22 protein-coding genes are annotated in these 23,302 nt (G+C 36.2%); 19 read left to right on the plus strand and 3 right to left on the minus strand.

Annotated features, from left to right (window positions below):
• Position 1: 1 nt before the first annotated feature.
• From BCB69_RS00400 to BCB69_RS00425, 6 genes are all read left to right on the plus strand, one after another.
• Positions 2–421, plus strand: coding sequence for a F0F1 ATP synthase subunit epsilon (locus BCB69_RS00400; protein WP_022513660.1), 420 nt, complete (start codon positions 2–4; stop codon positions 419–421).
• Between the two features lie 119 nt (positions 422–540).
• Positions 541–1,689, plus strand: a complete 1,149-nt coding sequence (locus BCB69_RS00405) for an aminotransferase class I/II-fold pyridoxal phosphate-dependent enzyme (RefSeq protein ID WP_069176700.1) — start codon at positions 541–543, stop codon at positions 1,687–1,689.
• Positions 1,690–1,725: 36 nt separating this feature from the next.
• Positions 1,726–2,637 carry a LysR family transcriptional regulator gene (locus tag BCB69_RS00410; protein WP_069176701.1) on the plus strand — a complete coding sequence of 304 codons (912 nt, stop codon included), beginning with the start codon at positions 1,726–1,728 and terminating at the stop codon, positions 2,635–2,637.
• Positions 2,638–2,933: 296 nt separating this feature from the next.
• Positions 2,934–5,111 carry an ornithine decarboxylase gene (speC, locus tag BCB69_RS00415; protein WP_069176702.1) on the plus strand — a complete coding sequence of 726 codons (2,178 nt, stop codon included), beginning with the start codon at positions 2,934–2,936 and terminating at the stop codon, positions 5,109–5,111.
• Positions 5,112–5,194: 83 nt separating this feature from the next.
• The gene (gene potE, locus BCB69_RS00420; RefSeq protein WP_022513656.1) at positions 5,195–6,514 is read left to right on the plus strand and encodes a putrescine-ornithine antiporter; all 1,320 of its coding nucleotides are present in this window, start codon (positions 5,195–5,197) and stop codon (positions 6,512–6,514) included.
• Positions 6,515–6,700: 186 nt separating this feature from the next.
• On the plus strand, positions 6,701–7,408 hold the full coding sequence (locus BCB69_RS00425; RefSeq protein WP_069176703.1) for a TerC family protein: 708 nt from the start codon (positions 6,701–6,703) through the stop codon (positions 7,406–7,408).
• 26 nt (positions 7,409–7,434) lie between these two features.
• Here the strand turns inward: BCB69_RS00425 and mnmA are convergent, their stop codons facing one another.
• Both mnmA and BCB69_RS00435 read right to left on the minus strand, forming a co-directional pair.
• Complete coding sequence (gene mnmA, locus BCB69_RS00430) at positions 7,435–8,520, minus strand: tRNA 2-thiouridine(34) synthase MnmA (protein WP_335582822.1); 1,086 nt, start codon at positions 8,518–8,520, stop codon at positions 7,435–7,437.
• Positions 8,521–8,610: 90 nt separating this feature from the next.
• Entirely contained in the window at positions 8,611–9,423 is an 813-nt protein-coding gene (locus BCB69_RS00435) for a transglycosylase domain-containing protein (RefSeq protein WP_069176705.1), read from the minus strand.
• A 231-nt stretch (positions 9,424–9,654) separates the two neighbouring features.
• Here BCB69_RS00435 and gyrB point away from each other — a divergent pair, with 231 nt between their 5' ends.
• The 4 genes from gyrB to BCB69_RS00455 all read left to right on the plus strand — a co-directional run bounded on the left by gyrB (position 9,655) and on the right by BCB69_RS00455 (position 15,763).
• The gene (gyrB, locus tag BCB69_RS00440; RefSeq protein WP_069176706.1) at positions 9,655–11,604 is read left to right on the plus strand and encodes a DNA topoisomerase (ATP-hydrolyzing) subunit B; all 1,950 of its coding nucleotides are present in this window, start codon (positions 9,655–9,657) and stop codon (positions 11,602–11,604) included.
• Between the two features lie 304 nt (positions 11,605–11,908).
• Positions 11,909–12,466, plus strand: coding sequence for an alkyl hydroperoxide reductase subunit C (gene ahpC, locus BCB69_RS00445; protein WP_069177349.1), 558 nt, complete (start codon positions 11,909–11,911; stop codon positions 12,464–12,466).
• A gap of 14 nt (positions 12,467–12,480) precedes the next feature.
• Entirely contained in the window at positions 12,481–14,100 is a 1,620-nt protein-coding gene (locus BCB69_RS00450; protein WP_022513651.1) for an FAD-dependent oxidoreductase, read from the plus strand.
• A gap of 340 nt (positions 14,101–14,440) precedes the next feature.
• Complete coding sequence (locus tag BCB69_RS00455) at positions 14,441–15,763, plus strand: dicarboxylate/amino acid:cation symporter (protein ID WP_069176707.1); 1,323 nt, start codon at positions 14,441–14,443, stop codon at positions 15,761–15,763.
• 42 nt (positions 15,764–15,805) lie between these two features.
• Here BCB69_RS00455 and BCB69_RS00460 read toward each other — a convergent pair whose 3' ends face one another.
• Positions 15,806–17,578, minus strand: a complete 1,773-nt coding sequence (locus tag BCB69_RS00460; protein WP_069176708.1) for a 1-deoxy-D-xylulose-5-phosphate synthase — start codon at positions 17,576–17,578, stop codon at positions 15,806–15,808.
• A 198-nt stretch (positions 17,579–17,776) separates the two neighbouring features.
• On the opposite strand from BCB69_RS00460, the gene dusB reads away from it, so the two are divergent.
• The 9 genes from dusB (at position 17,777) to BCB69_RS00505 (ending at position 23,293) form a co-directional block, all read left to right on the plus strand.
• Positions 17,777–18,760: a tRNA dihydrouridine synthase DusB gene (gene dusB / locus BCB69_RS00465; protein ID WP_236887191.1), complete on the plus strand. Its 984-nt coding sequence runs from the start codon at positions 17,777–17,779 to the stop codon at positions 18,758–18,760.
• A gap of 61 nt (positions 18,761–18,821) precedes the next feature.
• Complete coding sequence (gene ylxM, locus BCB69_RS00470; RefSeq protein WP_069176709.1) at positions 18,822–19,145, plus strand: YlxM family DNA-binding protein; 324 nt, start codon at positions 18,822–18,824, stop codon at positions 19,143–19,145.
• 10 nt (positions 19,146–19,155) lie between these two features.
• Complete coding sequence (gene ffh, locus BCB69_RS00475; protein ID WP_069176710.1) at positions 19,156–20,514, plus strand: signal recognition particle protein; 1,359 nt, start codon at positions 19,156–19,158, stop codon at positions 20,512–20,514.
• Between the two features lie 27 nt (positions 20,515–20,541).
• Complete coding sequence (rpsP, locus tag BCB69_RS00480; protein ID WP_022513563.1) at positions 20,542–20,805, plus strand: 30S ribosomal protein S16; 264 nt, start codon at positions 20,542–20,544, stop codon at positions 20,803–20,805.
• 15 nt (positions 20,806–20,820) lie between these two features.
• On the plus strand, positions 20,821–21,048 hold the full coding sequence (locus BCB69_RS00485; RefSeq protein WP_022513564.1) for a KH domain-containing protein: 228 nt from the start codon (positions 20,821–20,823) through the stop codon (positions 21,046–21,048).
• Between the two features lie 11 nt (positions 21,049–21,059).
• Entirely contained in the window at positions 21,060–21,467 is a 408-nt protein-coding gene (locus tag BCB69_RS00490; RefSeq protein ID WP_022513565.1) for a YlqD family protein, read from the plus strand.
• Positions 21,468–21,473: 6 nt separating this feature from the next.
• Complete coding sequence (gene rimM / locus BCB69_RS00495; RefSeq protein ID WP_022513566.1) at positions 21,474–21,971, plus strand: ribosome maturation factor RimM; 498 nt, start codon at positions 21,474–21,476, stop codon at positions 21,969–21,971.
• A gap of 3 nt (positions 21,972–21,974) precedes the next feature.
• On the plus strand, positions 21,975–22,721 hold the full coding sequence (gene trmD, locus BCB69_RS00500) for a tRNA (guanosine(37)-N1)-methyltransferase TrmD (RefSeq protein ID WP_022513567.1): 747 nt from the start codon (positions 21,975–21,977) through the stop codon (positions 22,719–22,721).
• 2 nt (positions 22,722–22,723) lie between these two features.
• Positions 22,724–23,293 (plus strand): RNA methyltransferase, encoded by a 570-nt coding sequence (locus tag BCB69_RS00505; protein WP_069176711.1) that lies wholly within the window; start codon positions 22,724–22,726, stop codon positions 23,291–23,293.
• Positions 23,294–23,302: the final 9 nt, after the last annotated feature.

A 23,302-nucleotide genomic window follows, 5' to 3' on the forward strand; every position in this document is an offset into this window, starting at 1 on the left:
TATGGCTGACACCCTGACATCACCTATGCATGTGGAAGTTATGAGTCCGGACGGTGCGGTATTTACCGCAGATAGCGTGGACATGGTTGTTGCACATGCAGCAGATGGTGAATTTGCAGTCATGAAAGGTCATTTACCGTTAGTGGCAGCACTTACTGTTGCTCCTGTTCGTATTAAGAGCGGAAGCAAAGAAACTACTATTGCAGTATTTAACGGATTCCTTGAAATCAATAAAGATATTGTTAATATTGTAGCTCCACAGGTAGAATTGGCTGAGGACATTGATGTAGCTCGTGCACAAGCAGCAAAAGAGCGTGCTGAAAAGCGTTTGGCTGCTCGTACAGCTGATTTAGATGTAGATCGAGCACAGTTAGCGTTAGCTAGAGCACTTCTTCGTCTGAAAGTGACACATTCACTATAAAAAAAGACTCCTTCGGGAGTCTTTTTTTTGAATATTTTCATACATTGGAGAGCTTATAAAAATTTGATACTATATAGGTGAATAGATAACTTTATATAGACAGCAAAGGTGGTGACTTTATGCGGATAGAACCATTTATTTTGGAAGAGTGGATGCAAAAATATGAAGGGGAAGAAGTTTATAATCTGGATAATAGTTGTGTATATGCTTTAAGTCTCATAGAATTTAAAAATTTAATTGGCATTGAAGAACAAGAAATTTTAAATATGTTTCGTAATATTCAACTAAGTTATGGTGGATATGCTACGGGTGGGAATCCGATACTTCTTGCAGAGATTGCTAAATTATATGAAGATATAAAAGCACATCAAATTATGACTACTTTTGGTGGAACTGCAGCGAATCATCATGCGTTTTTCTCTTTACTTGAACCAGGAGATGAAATTATTACTTTTATTCCGGGCTATCAGCAGTTATGGTCATTGCCTAAAGCTTATGGAGCGATTGTTAAATTTTTGCGATTAAAAAAAGAAAATGAATTTCATATAGATATAAAAGAATTAGAACGACTCATTACTCCCAAAACTAAAATGATTTGTTTTTCTACACCTTGCAATCCAACAGGTACTTTGTTTAGCAAGGATGAATTAGAAACAATTATAGCTCTTGCAGCCAAACAAGATATATATATATTGGCTGATGAAGTATACAGACATTTAGTTACTGACGGAGATATACAGCCTTCCATTTGTGATATCTATGAAAAAGGCATATCCGTAGGAAGTATGTCAAAAGTGTTTTCCTTAGCAGGTCTTAGATTAGGCTGGTTAGCTACCCGTGATGAATTGGCACGAAAAAGTTTTATGAATTGTGCATCTTATCACGTAGGTGGATGTAATATTATTTCAGAGTTAATTGCTATTTTGGCACTAAGAGCAAAAGAGCTATTAATTAATCGGAATTTGAGTATGCTGCGAGCCAATTTAGAAAGTCTTGACAGTTGGATGCAATATTACAGTGATATTTTTTCCTATGTAAAGCCACATGCAGGATCCATGGCATTGATTTATTATCCATTTGATATATCGACAGAAGTTTTTTGTAAAAATATTTTAAAAGAAACAGGTACTTTAGTTATGCCGGGAGATGCTTTTAAAGAACCTTCCAGTTTTAGAATTAGTTATGCATGCAATCATCAGCAATTAATGAGCGGATTATATGAAATTGGTTGTTATGCTAAACGTTTGCAGGAAGAACTAAAGACGTAATTGTTATAAGATAAGTAATTCATGCGAGGACATACTATGGATATCACTTTTACTGTATTAAAATATTTTAAGAAGACAGCAGAATTACAGCATATGACTAAGGCAGCAAAAGCTCTTCATGTAGCACAATCTTCTTTAAGCTATACGATGAAATCATTGGAAGAATCTTTGGGAGTACCTTTATTTGAAAGGCGAGGACGAAATATTATTTTAACTTCGTACGGAATGGAATTTTTAAAAGGAACTAATCGTATTCTTGCAGAAATAGAAAAGACAAAAAACAAGTTAGAGGCGATGAAAAAGAAGGAAGTGGAATCTATTCATATTGCTTTTCTTGCTTTGTGTGACTTAGCCCCTAGTTTGGTAAAAGGAATTAAACAAATGTATCCGCAGATACATTTATCCATTGATTTTTCTCCATCGATTGATAAGGAAAGTGTAAGAAAAATCGCAGACACTTCTGATTTAGCGTTAGTATCCGGTTCTAAACCTTTTAAGGCTGAGCATGCAATTACTTTATTTAAAGAAGAATTAATGCTTGCAGTTCCACAAACACACCCTTTATCAACTCATGCTGTAGTGCATTTATCTGATTTTGCAACAGAAAATTTTATTCAAATTCAGTCTGAGCCGGGATTACGATTAGTTATGGAACATTATTGTAGAGAAGCCGGATTTATGCCTAAAGTAACTATGTGTAGTGATAACGAGAATTTGATTTGTGAGTGCATACGCTCAGGGTTAGGAGTACTCTTGGTTCCCAATGTGACTTGGGGGAAAATTAGTGGAAAAGGTATTGTGTTTATTCCAATTGCATCACCACATTGCCATAGATATATAAGTTTGGTTTGGAATCAGGAAAGTATGCGGATTCCGGAAATACAGAAATTAAAATCTTATATACAAAGATATATAGTTGACTTTATAAAGAAGTCAACTTGGAGCTAGAACATAATTATAAAAGAAGTTGCAAGCGATGATAAGCTTGCAACTTCTTTTATAATCTATCAATTTTTTCGATTAATACCTTTAAAATACGTAATTATCCCATTGTATAGATAAATATTATTTATTGGTATTTTTAATTAAAAATATTAAAAAGAAAATCTATAACAAGGAAGAAGACAAGTATATATATTAGTGAGATTGAATCATCACTTATATACTGTAGATAGCAGAGCCGGCTTAAATAACTATCATTTCTTATTTTATTATTAGTTACTTACTTAATGGAGGGATCATGTATGAAACCATTTAAATTAGCTTATTCTGAGAAAGCTTGTTCTTTATTGAATCCCATATCAGAAAGAGAGATAGTTGATGTAAGATGTACGGATTTTGTAGATGTGGCAGCTGTTGTTGTTGCCGTAGAAGATGCACAAGTATTAAGAGATAAACCTTTTATAAAAGCATTAGAACTACCTGTGTTTGTAGTTACTTCTGAAGGAGAGTCAATTCCTGATGATATGATGAAATATGCATATGGTGTATTTGATTTAGACCCATTAAATAGAGATATGTATGATACACAAATTGAATGTGCCGCTACTCGATATGAAAAAAAGGTAGTACCTCCTTTTGCTAGAGCTTTAATGGAGTATGTAAAAGTGGGATATTCCTCCTTTGATACACCGGGGCATGAAGGTGGGCAGTATTTTTTAAAACATCCGGCAGGATATGCTTTATATAATTTCTTTGGTGAAAATTTGTTTAAGGCAGACATTAGTTGCGGTGTTCCGGAATTGGGAGACTTAATGATTCATGAAGGTGTTGCTGTAGATGCGGAAAAACATGCGGCACATGTATTTAATGCAGATAAGACCTATTTTATTATGAATGGTACTTCGTCTGCTAATAAGGTTGTATTAAATTCCGTATTAGCACCCGGGGATATTGTTCTTTATGATCGTAATAATCACAAGTCGGTTTCTCATGGAGCGCTTATTGAAGCAGGTGCTACGCCTGTATATTTAGAAACAGCTCGTAATCCGTTCGGGTCTATTGGTGGGATTATAAGTCATTGTTTTACGGAAGAACACATTCGCAAAATTATTGCAGAAAGGGATCCTGTTAAGGCACAAGAAAAGAGACCTGTTCGTTTAGCCGTTATTCAGCTCGGGACTTATGATGGATGTATCTACAGTGCACGTCAGGTTATTGATAAAATTGGACATCTCTGTGATTATATCTTATTTGACTCTGCATGGGTCGGTTATGAACAATTTATTCCAATGATGAAAGACTGTAGTCCTTTATTATTGGAATTAGGGCCGGAAGATCCCGGAATTTTTGTAACACAATCTGTACATAAGCAGTTGCTAGGATTCTCTATGACATCTCAAGTTCACAAAAAAGATAGTCATATTAAGGGGCAAGATAGATATGTGCCACATAAGAGAGTAAATAATTGTTATATGATGCACACCTCTACATCTCCTTTCTATCCGTTGTTTGCAGCATTAGATGTAAATGCCAGAGTACAGGAAGGGGAAGCGGGAAAACTTTTATGGGCAAATGCGATGAAGGTTGCTGTAGAAGCACGTAAATCTATCTTAAAGAATTGTCATTATTTAAGACCTCTTGTACCACCTATGGTTCATGGCAAGAAGTGGGAAGAGGGCGATACCGATAAGATGATTAACGATATGGCATATTGGACTTTTGAACCGGGTGCTAAGTGGCATGGTTTCGAGGGGTATAGTGAAGGGCAATATTTTGTTGATCCGTGTAAGATTCAATTTGTAACCGGTGGTATTGATATTGAAACCGGAGAATATGAGAATTTTGGTATACCCGCAAACGTATTAATGACTTATTTACGTGCTAACCAAATTATTCCGGAAAAGTGTGATTTGAATGATATTTTATTCTTAGTAACCCCTGCAGACACTAAAGCAAAGATGGATGATTTGATTGCAAAATTAATTCGTTTTGAACAATTAATTGATGAAGATCGTCCGATGTCAGAAGTATTACCTGCTGTTTACTATGCAAATGAACAGAAATATAGAGGGTATACCATGCGTAGACTTTGCCGAGAAATGCATGAGTTCTACAAGAATAGAAAAGTGAATGTACTACAAAGACGCATGTTCCTTCGCAACTATTTACCTGCATATGCAATGCTTCCACAAGATGCAAATTATGAATTTATTCGTGGGCATGGAGAATTAGTTCGTCTTAGCGAAATTACAGGACGTATCGCTTTAGAAGGGGCACTTCCTTATCCTCCGGGGGTTCTTTGTGTACAGCCTGGAGAAAGATGGTCAGAAACAGTTACACAATATTTCTTGGCATTAGAAGAAGGTATTAATCAGTTACCGGGATTTACACCTGAAATCCAAGGGGTATATTTCCAGGATGAAGCAGATGGTAGCCGTAGAGCTTATGGTTATGTGCTTAAAAAGGAATACGAGAAATAATAGTAGTAGCTAAAAGATCATTGTAACTTATAGAGGCCGAATGACATGAGTTCGGCCTGCTATAAGATTAAGGGGGAATTGCTATGAATGAGAATCATAAAATGAATGTGTGGCAACTTACCATTCTAACTGCTGTTAATATGATGGGATCCGGTATTATTATGCTTCCTTCTAATTTAGCGGAGTTTGGCGGGATTTCCATTGTATCCTGGTTAGTTACCGCTGTGGGTTCTATGTGTTTAGCTTATGCTTTTTCTAAGTGTGGAATGTTTAGCAAAAAAAGTGGTGGCATGACGGGATATGCAGAATACTCTTTTGGGAAAGCCGGTAATTTTTTATGTAATTATGTGTACAGTGTGTCCATTTTAGTTTCTAATGTAGCAATTGCTATTTCAGCAGTAGGATATGGCTGTACCTTTTTTGGTATCGAGCTTACTCCTATTATGACTTGTGTGTATACTATTTTTGTGATTTGGTTAACGACAGTTTTTAATTTCTGGGGACCTGAAATTACCGGTAGAATTAGTGGAGTAACGGTTTGGGGAGTGTTGATTCCTATATTTACTATTTCTACAGTAGGATGGTTTTTCTTCTCCGGGGATATGTACGTCTCTAATTGGAATATACATGATTTACCTTTTAGTGAAGCTGCACTTAATTCCATTACTATGACATTATGGGCTTTCTTAGGACTCGAGTCGGCTTGCGTTAATGCAGATGCTGTAGAAAATCCTGAGAAGAGTGTTCCTTTTGCTGTTATGGGGGGAACCTTAGGTTGTGCAGTAGTGTATATTCTTTCTACTAATGTTATGTTTGGGATACTTCCTGCAGCAGAAATATCTGCTAGTTCGGCTCCTTTCGGGCTTGCATTTGCAACTATGTTTGGACCGATAATTGGAAAAACAGTTATGGGGCTTATGTGTGTGTCTTGTTTGGGGTCTTTGTTTGGTTGGCAATTTACTGGTGCGAATATGTACAAGGGGGCAGCTGAATTTGGTTTTTATCCAAAGATTTTTGCGAAAGTAACGTCTAAAGGCGCTCCTGTCATAGGAATGATTATTGCAGGCAGTATTCAAACAGGGCTCGCTTTAATGACTATCAGTCCTTCTCTTAATAAGCAGTTTGAAGCACTCGTTAACTTAGCTGTTATTTTAAATGTAATTCCATATTTCTTATGTATGGCTGCTATGGTGGTTATTATGAAAGCAGCCGGACATGGAAGTCCTGGAGAACTAAGATTACCTAGAATCGCTGCATTTATAGGTTCTGTATATACATTGTATGCATGTTGGTCGGCCGGTATGGATGCGATGACATATGGTTCCTTGTTGGCTTTCTTCGGATGGACATTATATGGATTTGTTTCCGATCGCTTTGATCTACAGAATTATATAAATGAATAAGTAGAGAAAAAGGACCTTCTATACAATATAGTTTAAAGTCAAAAGACTAGGAGTGCATTCTTGGTCTTTTGACTTGTTTTAGTAGAGAAGAATCTTGCCTTTCCTAGTCTTTTTTGATATGCTCTCTATACAGTTCATAAGTGTTTTATTGTTTTTATTTATTTTTTAATAAAAGGGAGAAAAATATTGGACTTTTTAAGTGCAGATACCTTTCAACTTATCATTATGATTATTAAGGTTATTTTGCTTGATGTAGCATTAGGTGCAGATAATTCTGCAATTATTGGGATGGCTGCAAGGAATTTAAATGTTAATCTCCGTAAAAAGGCAATTCTTATAGGAACAGGTGGAGCTATTGTTGCACGATTCGTTTTGGCGGCAGTAGCAACGTATTTGATGCAGATTCTTTTTCTTAAAACAGTAGGTGCTATAATACTTATTTTTATTGGTATTAACCTCATTGCGGGAGAAGAAACGGATGATAAAGAAGTAGCAGAAAGTAATACTTTACTTGGTGCGATAAAAACCATTATTATTGCTGATGTAATTATGAGTTTAGATAATGTATTAGCTATTGTTGGTGCTACTGATGGTCATTTAGGGATGTTGATATTCGGAATGATTATTTCGGTTCCGATTATTATATTTGGAAGTACTATAGTATTAAAATTGATGGATAGATTTCCGGTTACTATTTATTTGGCTGGAATGGTTGTAGGATGGGCTGCAGGCGGTATGATAGGCACAGATACATCTTTGGGAATTCCTCTATTCATGAAACTTCCGTTGGAAATAGGAATGACTATTTTAATTCTTATACTAGGCATTTTCAAACGAAAACAAGTGGTAAAAGCGGCTGCTGCACATACTCATAATGATAAAAGTGATAAATAAAAAAGAATCCATTCCGGATTCTTTTTTTATAAAGGTTTAACAATAGTACCGCCGCCAATAAGACGTTCGTTATCGTAAAAAACTACAGATTGTCCCGGCGTAACCGCACGTTGCGGTTCGTTAAAAGAAATTATGGCATTCCCATTTTGTTTTAATGTTACACTACAGGTATGTGTTTTTATTCCATAGCGAATTTTGGCTTCACATGTAAAGGGGGATTGAGGAGCATTTCCATCTGTAAAGTCAAGATCACAAGCAAGTAATCTAGTTCTGAATAAGTCTTCATTAGCACCTACAATTACACGATTTTTTTTACCATCCAATGCGATTACATATAAAGGAGTTTTAGCAGCAATTCCTAATCCACGACGCTGTCCAATGGTATAATAGGGAAGACCTCGGTGTTTACCTAAAACTTCCCCTTTTCTATTTATAATATATCCGGGTTTAAATGCATCAGGCGCATATTGTTTAAGGTAATCGATATAAGTTTCATTCTCAGATAAGAAACAAATATCTTGGGATTCCGATTTGTTATAAATCGGAATCCCTTTTTCTTTTGCTAAAAGTCGTGTATTTTCTTTATGTATCCTACCTAAAGGGAATAAAATATGTGCTAGCTGTTCTTGTGTTAAATGATACATCATATAAGATTGATCTTTAGCTAAATCAAGAGCTTTGTCCACTTGGAATTTTTTTCTGTCTGAATTGTAAGTAATTCGACAGTAGTGGCCGGTGGCAAAGTAGGGGCAGTTCAGTAATTCACGTGCTTTATCATAAAAGAGTCCGAATTTTATCTTAAAATCACAAATCATACAAGGATTAGGTGTTAGTCCTTTTGTATAAGATTCTGTAAAATAAGTGAGAACAATTTTTTTAAAGTTGTCGCGGACATCTATGATACGATATGGAATTTTTAAAAAATCTGCCATTTTTATTGCATCAGAGAAATCTTGTCCATTAAAATGGTGCATGGTAGCACCGCAAACTTCATATCCGGCTTCTTGTAATAAACGTACTACTAACGTACTGTCTATACCGCCGGACATGGCTACAACCACTTTTTTTTGTGTTATCATGTTATCCTTTCTGAGGAATGCTTTTATAGAAATATATAAAAGACTCCATAACTATCAAATGACAACGGAGTGAAAGTCCGAAGGATAATCCAAATTATAACAGAGTATATTACATATAGATAGTTATTTATCCCAAAGCATAGTTGGGGCTACAGCTGCTTCTGCTGCTGTACAATCACCGGCAGCTGACATTAAAGTAAGAACTAAAACCATACGCTTGAATCCTTCCTCCGGATTGTCAATCGGATCATAAGCACTTGGTGCTTGTGGTAGTCCTGCAAGCATAGCACATTGGGCTAAATTTAAAGTATCGGGGGTTTTATTAAAATAAGTCTGAGAGGCTTCTTTTATTCCATACGTACCATGTCCAAAATAGATAGTATTTAGATACATTTCAAGTATTTCATCTTTTGTATAAGTTCTTTCAAGTTGTACAGCTAAAAAGAGCTCTTCTATTTTTCTGGTAAAAGTTCTTTCATTGGAAAGAAAAACATTTTTTACGACTTGTTGGGAAATGGTACTTCCTCCCTCCAATGTGCTTCCTGCCATATAGTTAGTTATTGCTGCACGTATAACACCTATAATGTCTAGTGCTCCATGTTCATAAAAGCGCTTATCCTCTGTATCGATAAGAGCTTTTATTACTAATGGATTTATATCTTTATAAGCTGTAAACTCATCTCGGTGAATACGACTTTCCAGTTGATTTTTGAAGTCGGTCACATTCATGATTTTACTTTTTAAACTTTCATTCTTATCGGAAGCAGTATTTAAAATTTCTTCCGAGGATAATAACAAAAATATTTGTTTTTGGGTATCGGCTAATAAAGCCGTGGCTGTTTGTACGGGTATATTTGTTGTATTGGGCTGTATACCAAAGATATAGCCTGCATAGATAGAACCTACTGTAAGTATTAAGAAAATAATTTTTTTCATAGAACCTCTTTTCTGCTTGCATTTTATTGTAGCATGTCAATAGGGAGAGTCCAAATATTACAAATAAAAACAAAATATATCTTTTTTATTATAATACTGAAAAGTATGAATATACTTAGCTTTATGGTATAATATAAAAGAGTTCTTAAGGGCGTTTTAAACGCATTTGAGTCAGTAACAGCGGCTCTTTTTGTTCCGCTGATTTTTTATTGCATCATAGGAGAAAATAAAATGAGCGAAAACGTTCATAAAGTACCAACAAATCATATAGAAGAAAATGGAGATGCTAATTATAGTGCAGGTGAGATTAGGGTCTTAGAAGGATTGGAAGCGGTTCGTCTTCGTCCGGGGATGTATATCGGATCTACATCATCTCGTGGCTTGCATCATTTAGTGTATGAAATTGTAGATAATAGTATAGATGAAGCATTAGCCGGATTTTGTGATAAGATTGAAGTTCGTATTAATGAGGATGGAAGTTGTACCGTTGTTGATAATGGTCGAGGCATTCCTGTAGATATGCATGAATCAGGAAAACCGGCATTGGAAGTAGTATTAACGGTATTACATGCCGGTGGTAAGTTTGGTGATGGCGGATATGCTATTTCCGGTGGGCTTCATGGGGTAGGTGTTTCTGTAGTTAATGCATTATCTTCATGGATGAAGGTACAGGTTCATCGTGATGGTAATGTGTATGAAATGATGTTTTCTCGTGGTGAAGTTACGAAGGAAATGACTATTGTAGACAAGACCGATCATACCGGAACCATTGTTACATTTATGCCTGATCCGGAAATTTTTAAAGAAGGTGTAGATTTTAGTTATGACACATTAAAAGTACGTGTCAGAGAATTAGCATTTTTAAATAAAGGACTTCGCATTCGCTTAACGGATAATAGACCTGCTACTACGAAGAGTGAAGAATTTCACTATGCAGGCGGTATTACAGAATTTGTTAAATATTTAAATAACGGTAAAGATTTAGTAACTAAAGATGTTATTGCATTTGAAGGTGAAAAGGATAAGGTTATCGTAGATATTGCACTTCAGTATCAGAACGGATATACCGAAAATATGTACACTTTCGTTAATGATATCAATACTATTGAAGGTGGGATGCATTTATCCGGATTCCGTACGGCCTTGACTCGTTGTATTAATGATTATGCAAGAAAGAACGGACTCCTTAAAAATAGTGATGAAAATTTAACAGGGGAAGATGTACGAGAAGGGCTTACTTGTGTTATCAGTGTTAAAGTACCTAATCCACAATTTGAAGGACAAACAAAGACTAAATTGGGGAATCAGGAAGTTAAAGGTATTGTAGATAACATTACGAGTGAAGGGTTACGTGTTTATTTAGAAGAACATCCGGCGGAAGCTAAGGAAATTATTGGAAAGAGTATTACTGCAAGTCGTGCAAGAGAAGCCGCTCGTCGTGCAAGAGAATTAACTCGTAGAAAAAATGCATTGGAAGTATCCAGTTTGCCGGGTAAGTTAGCGGATTGTTCAGAACGAGATCCGAAATTCACGGAACTCTATATTGTAGAAGGAGATTCTGCAGGTGGAAGTGCAAAATCAGGACGAGATAGAAGATATCAAGCAATTTTACCATTGCGAGGTAAGATTCTTAATGTAGAAAAGGCACGTTTGGATAGAGTGCTTAATAGCGATGCTATTCGTACTATGATTACTGCATTCGGTACCGGAATTGGGCAAGATTTTGATATCGAAAAACTTAGATATCATAAAATTATTATTATGACGGATGCCGATGTTGATGGTGCACATATTCGTACCTTACTATTGACATTTTTCTACCGTTATATGCCGAAACTTATTACAGAAGGACATGTATTTATTGCACAACCCCCACTTTATCAAGTTCGAAAAGGTAAGAAAAAGTATTATACTTATAACGATGATGAACAGAATAAGCTTATTGAAGAAATTGGCTTAGAAGGAAGCTATATTCAGCGTTATAAAGGGCTTGGTGAAATGAATCCTGAGCAGTTGTGGGATACAACAATGGACCCTAAGAATAGAATTATGTTCCGTGTAGATTTAATGGATGCCGTAGAAGCAGATCATATTTTTGATGTTTTAATGGGGGACAAAGTAGAACCTAGACGTAAGTTTATTGAAGAAAATGCAGAAAATGTAACAAATTTGGATTTATAAAAGAAAGCTGTAAAATTCTAGTTTAGAGTTTTACAGCTTTTGCTTATATTTTTAAAATTTAATACGAATGTTAATATAAAAGTGTAAGATATTAGTAGAGTATAAAAAATACTTGAATAAATTTTTTATTCTGGGTATTGACGACTATAAATAGCAATGATAGAATCAGTACAGATAAATCAAATATTTTCAATGTAGATTGATAAAAATAGTTTTAAATAAGGAGGAAATTATTATGGAAATTACAAATGAACAGTTATTACAGCTACTTCAGTCAAAGCTTGAACAGAAACCGGCAGCATCTATGTTGCGTATGGAAATTGAAGATTTTACTGCAGATGCTTATTCCAATGGGGAATTTGTGAAGATTAGCAAAAAAGATCTTCTTGGTAAATGGAGTGTATTATTCTTCTATCCGGGAGATTTTACTTTTGTATGTCCAACCGAATTGGCAGACCTTCAGGATAACTATGAAGAATTTAAGAAGCTTGGTTGTGAAATTTATTCTATATCTATGGATTCCCATTTCGTTCATAAGGCATGGCATGATTCTTCCGATAGAATTAATCATGTAACTTATCCGATGATTGGAGATCCGAATGGACAGCTTACTAAGATGTTTAGTTTATATAGTCCGGCAGACGGGATGGCGGAACGTGGAACCATCGTTATTAATCCGGAAGGTAAAGTTGCTTCTTATGAAGTAGTATCTGACAACATCGGGCGTAATGCAGAAGAATTAATTCGTAAAGTTGCTGCGTCTCAGTTTGTTTATGAACATGGTGATCAGGTTTGTCCGGCTAAGTGGAAACCGGGTGCAGAAACTCTTAAGCCGACATTTGATTTAGTAGGTAAGTTATAAAAAGGAGAGGCATCATGGAAAAGAAGTATGATGCCATAATAGTTGGCGGAGGTCCTGCAGGGCTGTCCGCCGCTATTTATTTGGCACGTGCACAGTTTAATGTTTTAGTAGTAGAAAGAGATGCTATTGGTGGGCAAATTGTAATTACAGGAGAAGTTGTAAATTATCCGGGAATTCTTGCTACGAATGGTAAAAATCTAACAGCAGATATGCATCGCCAAGCAGAAAATTTTGGTGCAACATTTTTGTCCGCGGAAGTTACAGGATTAGAATTATCCGGCACCTATAAGACAGTACATACTACTCGTGGTGATTTTTCAGCACCGGGAATTATTTATGCAGCAGGTGCACATCCCCGAGCAGCCGGTTTTAAAGGGGAAGAAGATTTTAAAGGTCACGGTGTAGCTTATTGTGCAACTTGTGATGGGGAGTTTTTTACCGATAAGGATATTTTTGTGGTTGGAGGCGGATTTGCTGCGGTAGAAGAAGGTCTTTTCCTGACACGTTATGCACGTCGTGTATTTATGGTGGTTCGTCGTGACGATTTCTCTATTCATTCTCCAGCAGTAGATGAGTTGAAGAGTCATGAAAAGGTTACCGTACTCACACATACTAAAATTAAGGAAGTGTTAGGAAATGAAGCCATTCGCAGTGTTATTTTAGAAAATACAGAAACCGGTGAAGAGAAGAGATATGATGCTGATTCCGGAGATTTTTGCGGAGTATTCGTATTTACCGGTTATGCTCCGGAAAATAAATTAATTCAAGGGCAAGTAGAGTTGGATGATCGCGGTTATATTATCACTGACCGTGATCAGAAGACAAACCTTGCAGGCGTATATGGTGCCGGTGATATTTGTGTTAAGAATTTGAGACAGGTAGTGACTGCTGTTTCTGATGGAGCTATTGCTGCTACTTCGTTAGAAAAGTACATTGAACAATTATATAGAAATCTTGGTATAAAGAGAGAATATAAAAAAGTAGTTATTCCTAAAAAAGAAGAAAAAGTAGAAACTGTAAAAGCAAGCAATGGATCCTATTTAGACGATTCTATTCGTCAAGCACTGGCTCCTGTATTAGCACGCTTAGCAAATCCGATTACATTGAGACTGTATGATGATAACTCTACTTATGCATCTGAAAATAAGAAGTTAATTGAGGAATTAGCTCAACTATCAGCTAAAATTTCTACGGATATTGTTGCAGCAACTGATGATTTTAAAAACACGATTGCTATTATAGACGCTTATGGGAATGATATGGGTATGCGTTTCCATGGTGTTCCCGGCGGACATGAATTTAATTCATTTATCTTAGCGTTATATAATGCTGCAGGTCCCGGACAGGATGTAGGAGAAGAAATAGAAAAGAGAATCCAATCTATTAAAGAAAATAAGCATATTCGCTTAGTTATTTCTTTAACATGTACTATGTGTCCTGATTTAGTGGCAGCTGCAGAACGTATTGCTGCAGGATCTCCACATGTAACTGTTGATGTGTATGACTTGCAACACTATCCTGCATTTAAGGACAAGTATAATATTATGAGTGTTCCCTGTTTTATGATTGATGAGGGAAAACTTCATTTTGGAAAAAAGAGTATTCATGAATTATTAGAACTCTTAGGTGTTTAACACTTCTAATAATGTGAACTGTTGACAAATTATTTTTTTAACGATATAGTAGATGTATCATATAAAGCAATGAAGGAAAGAGTAAGTCTTCCATGATGGCATAGCGAGCCCGGACAGTGAAAGCGGGTACAGATAAGAGACTGAAGTGCATTCCGGAGCTTAGAGGCTGAATGAAGTAGGTTTTCTCGGGTACGCCCGATATAGCGTTCACGGTATGAACACGTACCGGTAGAGGCAAATATGGTGACATATTTGTGAATTTGGGTGAGAATCACGAAACAAAGCTTTCGTCCCTTAGGGGCGGAAGCTTTTTGATTTTAAAAAACAAGGAGGAGTTATCATGTGTGCATCTTGCCATGGACACAATACAGTGAAAGGTCAAGCTGATGCTGTATTACGTGCTAGTCAAAAACAAAAAAACAAGAGACAATTAATTATTTGGACAGCAGCTTTACTTTTAGGTGCAGTTCTAGGATGGTTAAATAATACTGCTCTTAATGAATTATTTAACTTTGTAGCTACAGTATTTACTCGGTTGTTTCAATTTATTTCTGTGCCTACTATTGCTTTGGCAGTGATTACTACTTTGGCATCTTTAGGCGCAAAGAAAAATACCGGTCGTATCTTTGCTCACACCATTACCTATACTTTATTAACTACTTTTTCGTCTGCGCTAGTAGCTTTTTCTTTATATCTACTGATTGCTCCCGGAAATATTCCCAGCCAAGTTATTGGTGCAGGAGCCGGCTCTGTACCTGCTAATTTACAAACATTAAGTTATTATGATCATTTCTTATCTGTAGTTCCTAACAACATTTTAGCTCCTTTTCTGTCCGGGAATGTGTTATCTGTTTTATTTATTGCAGCTTCTTCCGGTTTGGCACTTGCTTTTATGCCAAAGACAGAAAATAGAGATATGCTTATTAAGACTATTCACGGATTACAGGAGTTGTTATTTACACTTATAAAAGCATTGTTATGGATTCTCCCCGTAGGGATTACCGCTTTTGCTGCACAGTTGTCAGCTCAAATTGAAGCCGGTGTTATTGTGGGTACTCTTGGTAAATATTTGGCAGTAGTTCTTGGCAGTAATGCCATTCAATTCTTTATCGTGATTCCTTTATTCTTAAAAGCAAGAGGATTGAATCCCGTGCTTGTATTTAAACAAATGTCTTCCGCTTTAGCTGTGGCATTATTTACTAAAAGTTCAGCAGGAACATTACCTGTAACATTGGCTTCTGCAGAACAAAATATGAAAGTCAATCGTTCCGTTTCACGTTTTGTTCTTCCTATATGCACTACTATAAATATGAATGGTTGTGCAGCATTCATATTAACCACTTCTTTATTTGTTATGCAGAATGCGGGGTTTGACCTTAGTTTAAATACTATGATTTTATGGATATTTATTGCCGTTATTTCAGCAATCGGAAATGCCGGAGTACCTATGGGTTGCTATTTCTTAACATTATCTCTTATGTCTTCTATTGGTGCGCCTTTGGGATTGATGGGGGTAATTCTTCCTATTTACACGATTATAGATATGATTGAAACAGCAGAAAATGTATGGTCTGATGCAGCTGTATGTGCTATGACTAACCATGATTTAAAAGATGTGTTGGAAAAAGAATCGGAAAATCCGGTTCATGCAGCGGTACTATAAATAAAAAAACTCGTTCGTAAGAACGGGGTTTTTCATTTATTTTTAAGAATTTTTATTTTGTAATGTATGTAAAAGTTGTAATGTATCTTGTGCTATTTGCTGAGGAGTCAAATGATTTGTTTTTGCAAGTTCTTCATAATCGTAGCGGTCATAAAAGTTTTTCTCTAATCCGAAATTTAGAACGCGCATAGTTGTTGGCGCATAGAAACCTGCAATTTTTTCACCAAAGCCACCTGCTAAAATCCCATCTTCAATTGTACAAACTAGATGATGGTTAGTTTGTAATTGCGTTAATAATTCCTTATCTATACTGCTAATAAATAAAGGATTGATAAGTGTAGCTTGTATATTTTCTTTTTTGAGTAATGATGCGACTTTTACAGCTATATGATACATATTCCCTACACCTAATATGGCGACCGCATTCCCTGATTGGGTTGCTTCATAAGAATTAATATCGTCATAAGAATGGCGAATCGGACTGTTGGAATCTGTAAATTGAGGTAAAGGAACACGAATGGCTACCGGATGATTTTTCTGATTAATAGACCAATCTAATACCGCTTTATATTCTTTGAGTGAAGTGGGTGCTATATAAACTAAGTTGGGAATGGAAGATAACATGGGGATATCAAAAATGCCTAAATGTGTTACATCGTTCATTCCATAAAATCCTGCCCAACAGACAAGAAAAGTTACAGGATTATTATTGATGCAGACATCTTGTGATATTTGGTCATAAGTACGTTGCCAGAATGTGGCAGCAGTAGCAAATACAGGATGAACACCGTTTTTAGAACAACCGGATGCCATAGCAACAGCCTGTTCTTCTGCAATTCCGACATCTATATATTGTGCTCCGGCTTGTTCTCTTCGCTCTTTATTGAAACCGAGCGCAGAAGGGGTAGCAGCTGCTATGGCGACTAACTTTTTGTCTGTTTTCATCCGGTCTAATAAATAAGTGGCAGTTAATTCTGCATAAGGATTTAAGAACTGTTCTTTTAATTCACCGGTTTCTATGTCGAAGGCATCTCGATAGTGCCAAGCTTCTTTATTTTCTTCTGCAAGTTTATATCCTTTACCCTTTTGGGTACATATATGAATGACTATGGGATGATCAATATTTTTCACTTCTTGAAAGATTTGAATAAGCTTTTCTGTATTATTTCCATCTGCAACAAACCGATAATCTAATCCCATTGCTTTAAAAAGGTTGTTAGGAGATTTACCGTTAGTCTTTCGCAGTTCACTAAATGAACGATACATACCACCATGTAATTCTGCAATGGATTGATTGTTATCATTGAAAATAATAATTAGGTTTGTACCTAATTCACCGATAGTATCCAGTCCTTCAAGTGCTTCTCCACCACTCATAGAACCATCACCTATAACAGCAATAATATTTTCCGAGTCGCACTTGAGATCTCTTGCTTTAGCTAAACCTGAAGCAAGACTTAAAGAAGTCGAGGTGTGGCCGACATTAAAAAAATCATGTTCACTTTCATCAGGATTGGTATAACCGGATACATCATTGTAATGCTCTTTATATAAGAAAGCATCTTTACGCCCGGTTAACATTTTATGTGGATAGCATTGATGCGAAATGTCAAAGACAATTTTATCTTTGGGAGAATCAAAAACTGTATGAAGTGCAATAGTTGCTTCTACGATTCCAAAGTCCGGACCAAAATGACCACCGTGTATACTGGTTCGAATAAGCATAGCATCACGCATCTCTTGTGCTAATATTTTACGTTCATGAGGTGTATAGTGTTTGATGTCGTTAGGAGTTTGAATTTTTTCGAGATACATGTATAAGTTCCTTTCTATAGCTATGTGTATTTATATTCTAGATTAAGTTATTGTATCAATAATAAAATATTTACTATTGGATAGGCAAGTCATTTAGTTTTTGATAAAATTAAATGATTGATTATAGGAATTAAATCGTTATATATGGATAACTAAGATAAAAAATAAAAGTTGGTATTGGATAAAGTGAGGTTTACTGTGGTTACGGAAAAGCCAAAAATAGGAAATATAAAGCTTAATGGTTGGGCAGTATTAGCCCCTATGGCAGGTGTCAGTGATTTGCCATATCGTGTTATAGCCATGAATCATGGTGCAGCTATGACAACAACAGAAATGGTAAGTGCTAAGGGGTTATATTTCAATAATGAAAAAACTAAAAATATGTTAAAAATTCATGAAGGAGAACATCCTGTAACTATCCAACTTTTTGGAAGTGATCCGGATATTATGGCTTTTGCAGCAAAAGAAGTTCAAAAAGTTGGGGCAGATATAGTGGATATCAATATGGGGTGTCCTATGCATAAAATAGTTAGAAATGGAGAAGGATCCGCTTTAATGAAAAATGTTTCTTTAGCAGCAGATATTGTAAAATCTATAGTTCGTGCAGTATCTGTTCCTGTAACAGTAAAAATGCGTATCGGATGGGACGAAAAATCTATCAACTGTATAGAACTGGCACAAGCAGTAGAGGAAGCCGGTGCTGCAGCTATTACTGTACATGGTAGAACTCGATCAGAAATGTACATGGGGCATGCACATTGGGATGTTATAAAAAGGGTCGTAGAATCTGTAGCTATTCCTGTATTTGGTAATGGAGATGTAGTAGACGGGATTTCAGCAAAACGACTTATGGAGGAAACCGGTTGTGCCGGTATTGCTATCGGTCGTGCTGCTTGGGGGAATCCTTGGATTTTTAGAAGTGTAAATGCTTATTTACAAGATGGAAGCATTCTTTCTGAACCAACTGCCGGAGAAAAATTAAGGATGGCGGAATTGCATTTAAAAGGGTTAGTCATTGATAAAGGTGAGTATGTAGCTGTACGAGAAATGCGAGCACATGCAAGTCATTATTTTCGTGGATTAAGAAAAGCAACCGAATTACGGCGAGGTATAATGAAGGCTCAATCTGAAAAAGAATTTATTGATTTATTACATGTGTATAAGAAAAAATATGACTTGTAAAGAAAAAATACTTGACGCTACTAATCGGTATTGATATAATGACTTCCGAAATGGTGATTTTATGTTGCTAACAAATATTATAAAAAAAGGCGAACTTCTAGATTGCTACGGAGAGCTTTTGACAAAAAGACAAAGAGATTGTTTGGATTTATACTATAATGAAAACTTGACATTGGCAGAAATTGCGGAACATTTTCGGATTTCAAGACAAGCTGTTCATGATGCTATGCGTCATGGAGAAGAGCAGCTTGCCTATTATGAAAAGACACTCTGTCTTCTTTACAAAAAAAAAGAAAAACAAAAAGCCCTTGTTAATGTAAAAAATATATTAACGGAAACACAACTAAAAAAAGCGGAAATATGGTTGGAACTATTATCAGAATGAAGGTGAATACATGCCATTTGAGAATTTAGGTGATCGGCTACGAAATGCGTTTAAAGATTTACGTGGAAAGGGAAAGTTATCTCCCGATGATATTGATAATGCACTTCGTGAAGTAAGAAAGTCTTTACTGGAAGCAGATGTCAATTTTAAAGTGGCAAAGCAATTCATTGCTAATGTGCGAGAAAAGGCTTTAGGAGAAGAAGTCTTTGGGAGTTTGAAACCGGATCAAACTGTTATAAAAATTGTACGTGATGAATTGACGGAATTATTGGGTGGTACATCCAGTAAAATTACAATTTCTTCTACGGGTCTTACAGTACTTATGCTTGTAGGATTGCAAGGGGCAGGTAAAACTACTACAGTCGGTAAGCTTGCGTTGCGATTAAAAAAGCAAGGCAAAAATCCAATGCTGGTAGCTTGCGATGTATATCGTCCTGCAGCTATTAAACAGTTGCAAATTCTTGGTGAACAAGTTAAAGTTCCTGTATTTACTATAGAAGGTAGCAATTCTCCGGTTGAAATAGCTAGAAATGCATTGGATGAAGCAAGGAAATTAGGCCGAGATGTGGTTATTCTTGATACAGCAGGAAGACTTACGATTGATGAAGAGTTGATGGAAGAACTTCGTCTTATAAAAAGTAAGGTTCATCCACATGAAATTTTATTGGTGTTAGATTCTATGACAGGGCAAGATGCAGTAACTACAGCATCTGCTTTTGATGAAAGTTTGGGTATTGATGGAACGATACTCACTAAGATGGATGGTGATGCAAGAGGCGGTGCAGCACTTTCCATTAAGAGTGTAACCGGTAAGCCTATCAAATTGATTGGGATGAGCGAGAAATTAGATGGCGGTTTAGAAGACTTCTATCCGGCTCGTATGGCTAGTCGTATTTTAGACTTAGGCGATTTGGAAACTTTAATTGATAAAGCTAAGACAGCTATTGATGAAGAAGAAATGCAAGAAGCAGCCTCTAAATTGTCTAAAGGAGAGTTTACTTTAGACGATTTTCTTACTCAGCTTCATCAAATAAAGAAATTAGGCTCGTTACAAAGTCTTTTAGGGCTTATTCCGGGAATGGGCAAATATAAAGAGGCATTAAAAGATGTGGATCTTGATGGAAAAGAGATGAAACATTTGGAAGCCATTATTTATTCTATGACCCCGGAAGAACGTAGAAAGCCTGAAATTTTAAATGGAAGTAGAAGAAAGCGAATTGCAGATGGCAGCGGTACTCAAATTCAAGATGTAAATCGTATGGTCAAGCAATTTAAAGAAATGAAAAAGCAAATGAAACGTATGAAAAATAATAAACGCATGAACTCATCCTTGTTTGGCAACGGCTTTTCAGGGATGTTCCATAGATAATAGCAAATAAATTGAGGAGGTGAAATTATGTTAAAAATTCGTTTAACTCGTATGGGTGCAAAGAAAAATCCATTCTATCGCATTGTTGTTATTGACTCTCGCGAAGCTCGTAATGGTGTTCCGACCGAAACTTTGGGTTGGTATGATCCAACTAAGTTGGACGCACCGGTACAGATTGATGGAGAAAAGGCTGTTTATTGGTTAAGCAAAGGTGCACAGCCAACAGACACTGTTCGTTCTATCTTGAAGAAGAATGGAATTCTTGCTAAGTTTGCAGAAGCAAAGAAGTAAGGGAGGCGTCTACTTATGAAAGAATTGGTGGAAGTTATCACTAAGGCTCTCGTCAAAGATCCAGACGCTGTCTCGGTAACCATAGTTCAAAAGGGGAATATGGAGGTTTATCAAATCCATGTTGCCCCTGAGGATATGGGGAAAGTCATCGGCAGACGTGGTCGAATTGCAGATGCAATTCGAACTGTAGTCAAAGCAGGTGCTCTCAAAAAGGGCATTAAAGTAGCTGTTGATATTGTTTAAGGGGTACAGAAATGGATGAAATGCAGATTCTCGTTCCTGTTACAGTTAAGTCTAAGTTAACAGAAACGTTGAAAAACACATTAATGAATGAAATTGACCAGAACCTCAGTCGTGTGGAACATGATTTGTCTAGTCTTGAATTTGAAGCTAATGGCAAGATTGCTGAACAAGCTAAGTTGAATATGCAGGGAGTAGCTTCTCTTCGTGCTCAGTTTGAACAGCAAAAATTTCAAATGACTCAGGTTAAGGAAAAACTTCTCGCAGATAAAGAACATCTTAATAAACTTACTATCGGCGCAGAAATTGTTCGTCCTTCTATGACTCGTGTAGTAACTCTTCGTGTAGGAGACGACATGAATCAAGTATTGGCTGGGGAAATTCTTGTAGAAGACGGAAAGGTTGTAGCTTTTCGCAATTAACAACATATGAAATCCGATGAATTGATAATTATCGGTCGAATCGTAGCCCCGCATGGTGTGCGGGGTGATTTGCGTATATTACCGGATACGGATCGACCATCTATTTATAAAAAATTAAAAAATATTTACATAAAAGGTCATATATATGACCTTCTTTCCGCACGTCCGCATAAAAACATCTATATTGTTCATTTAGAGGGAATAGATGATAGGAATATGGCTGAAACTTTAGTTGGTGAGACGGTAGAAGTACCATTTTCTTTACTTCCTAAACGTCCGGAAGGAGCCATTTACTATTTTGAACTTATTGGGATGACAGTTGTATCAGATATGGGGGAAGTTATAGGAACTCTTTCTCAAATATTGGAAACAGGTGCTAATAAAGTGTATGCAGTTAAACTGCCGGATGGTAAAGAGATATATCTCCCTGTAATTCCTTCTTGTGTGTTAAATACTGATAAAGAGAAGCGTATAATTACAGTGAAACTTCCAGAATGGGCATAGCATATGAAAATAGATATTTTATCTTTATTTCCTGATTTTATAGAGTCTTTTTTTAATCAAAGTATTATTAAGAGGGCGATTGAGTCGGGGTATGTGGAGATGGAAGTTACAGATCCACGCACTTTTTCAAAAAATAAGCATCGTCATGTGGACGATACTATCTATGGCGGTGGTGCAGGCATGCTTATGCAATGTGAGCCTTTGTTTGATGCAGTAGCATCCGTACTTCCCACTAAGACAGAAAAAGACCGAGTTATATTTTTATCTCCGGCAGGACAACCGTTTACACAAGATAAAGCTAAACAACTACATCGTGATTATAACCATTTGGTTCTTATCTGTGGACATTATGAGGGGGTCGACCATCGAGTAGAAAAGTATTTAGCGGATGAATTGATTTCTATTGGGGATTATGTGCTTACCGGTGGGGAGTTGGGGGCAATGGTTATTGCTGATGCAGTTTCAAGAATGATTCCTGGTGTTCTTGGTGATAGCAGTAGTGCTACCACAGATTCTTTTTATGAACCTATATTAGAATATCCTCAATATACAAAGCCGTATGATTTCAGAGGGATGAAGGTTCCTGAAGTTTTGATTTCAGGGCATCATGCGAATATTGCGAAATGGAGAAGGAAAGAGTCTTTACGTAGAACGATGCAAGAAAGACCGGATCTTATGAAAAAACTGATTTTATCTAAAGAAGATAAAAAAATGATAAAAGAAATTCTTGATGAAGAAAACGAGGCGTAAATATGGCACCAGTTTATATTGGGTTATTGCACTATCCAATTTATAATAAACATATGGAGATAGTAACAACGGCACTTACCAACTATGATCTTCATGATATATCCCGAACAGCGAGGACATATAATGTATCGACATACTTTATTATTCATCCTATAGAAAAACAGCGTGAAATGGCATATCGTGTCATGAATCATTGGAAAAGCGGTTATGGAACTCAATATAATCCGGATAGAAAAGATGCATTTATAACAACTGAATTAGTTTCCGATTTGGAAACAGCTGTAAATACGATTGAAAAAGAATGTGGAAAGAAACCGATTGTTGTTACTACAGATGCCAGGGTGTATCCTAATACAGTAGGATATCCCTTTATACGTAAAAAAATTTTGGAAGAAGAAAATCCAATATTTATTCTCTTCGGAACCGGATTTGGAATGACAAAAGAAATGATGAAAAATTTTGATTATATTCTTGAGCCAATTTATGGGGGTGGAGAATATAATCATTTATGTGTAAGAAGTGCGGTAGCTATTATCTTAGATCGTTTATTAGGGGAATCTTGGTGGAAATAAGGAGGCTTT

Source organism: Dialister pneumosintes (genome assembly GCF_001717505.1).
GTDB classification, from domain to species: domain Bacteria; phylum Bacillota; class Negativicutes; order Veillonellales; family Dialisteraceae; genus Allisonella; species Allisonella pneumosinta.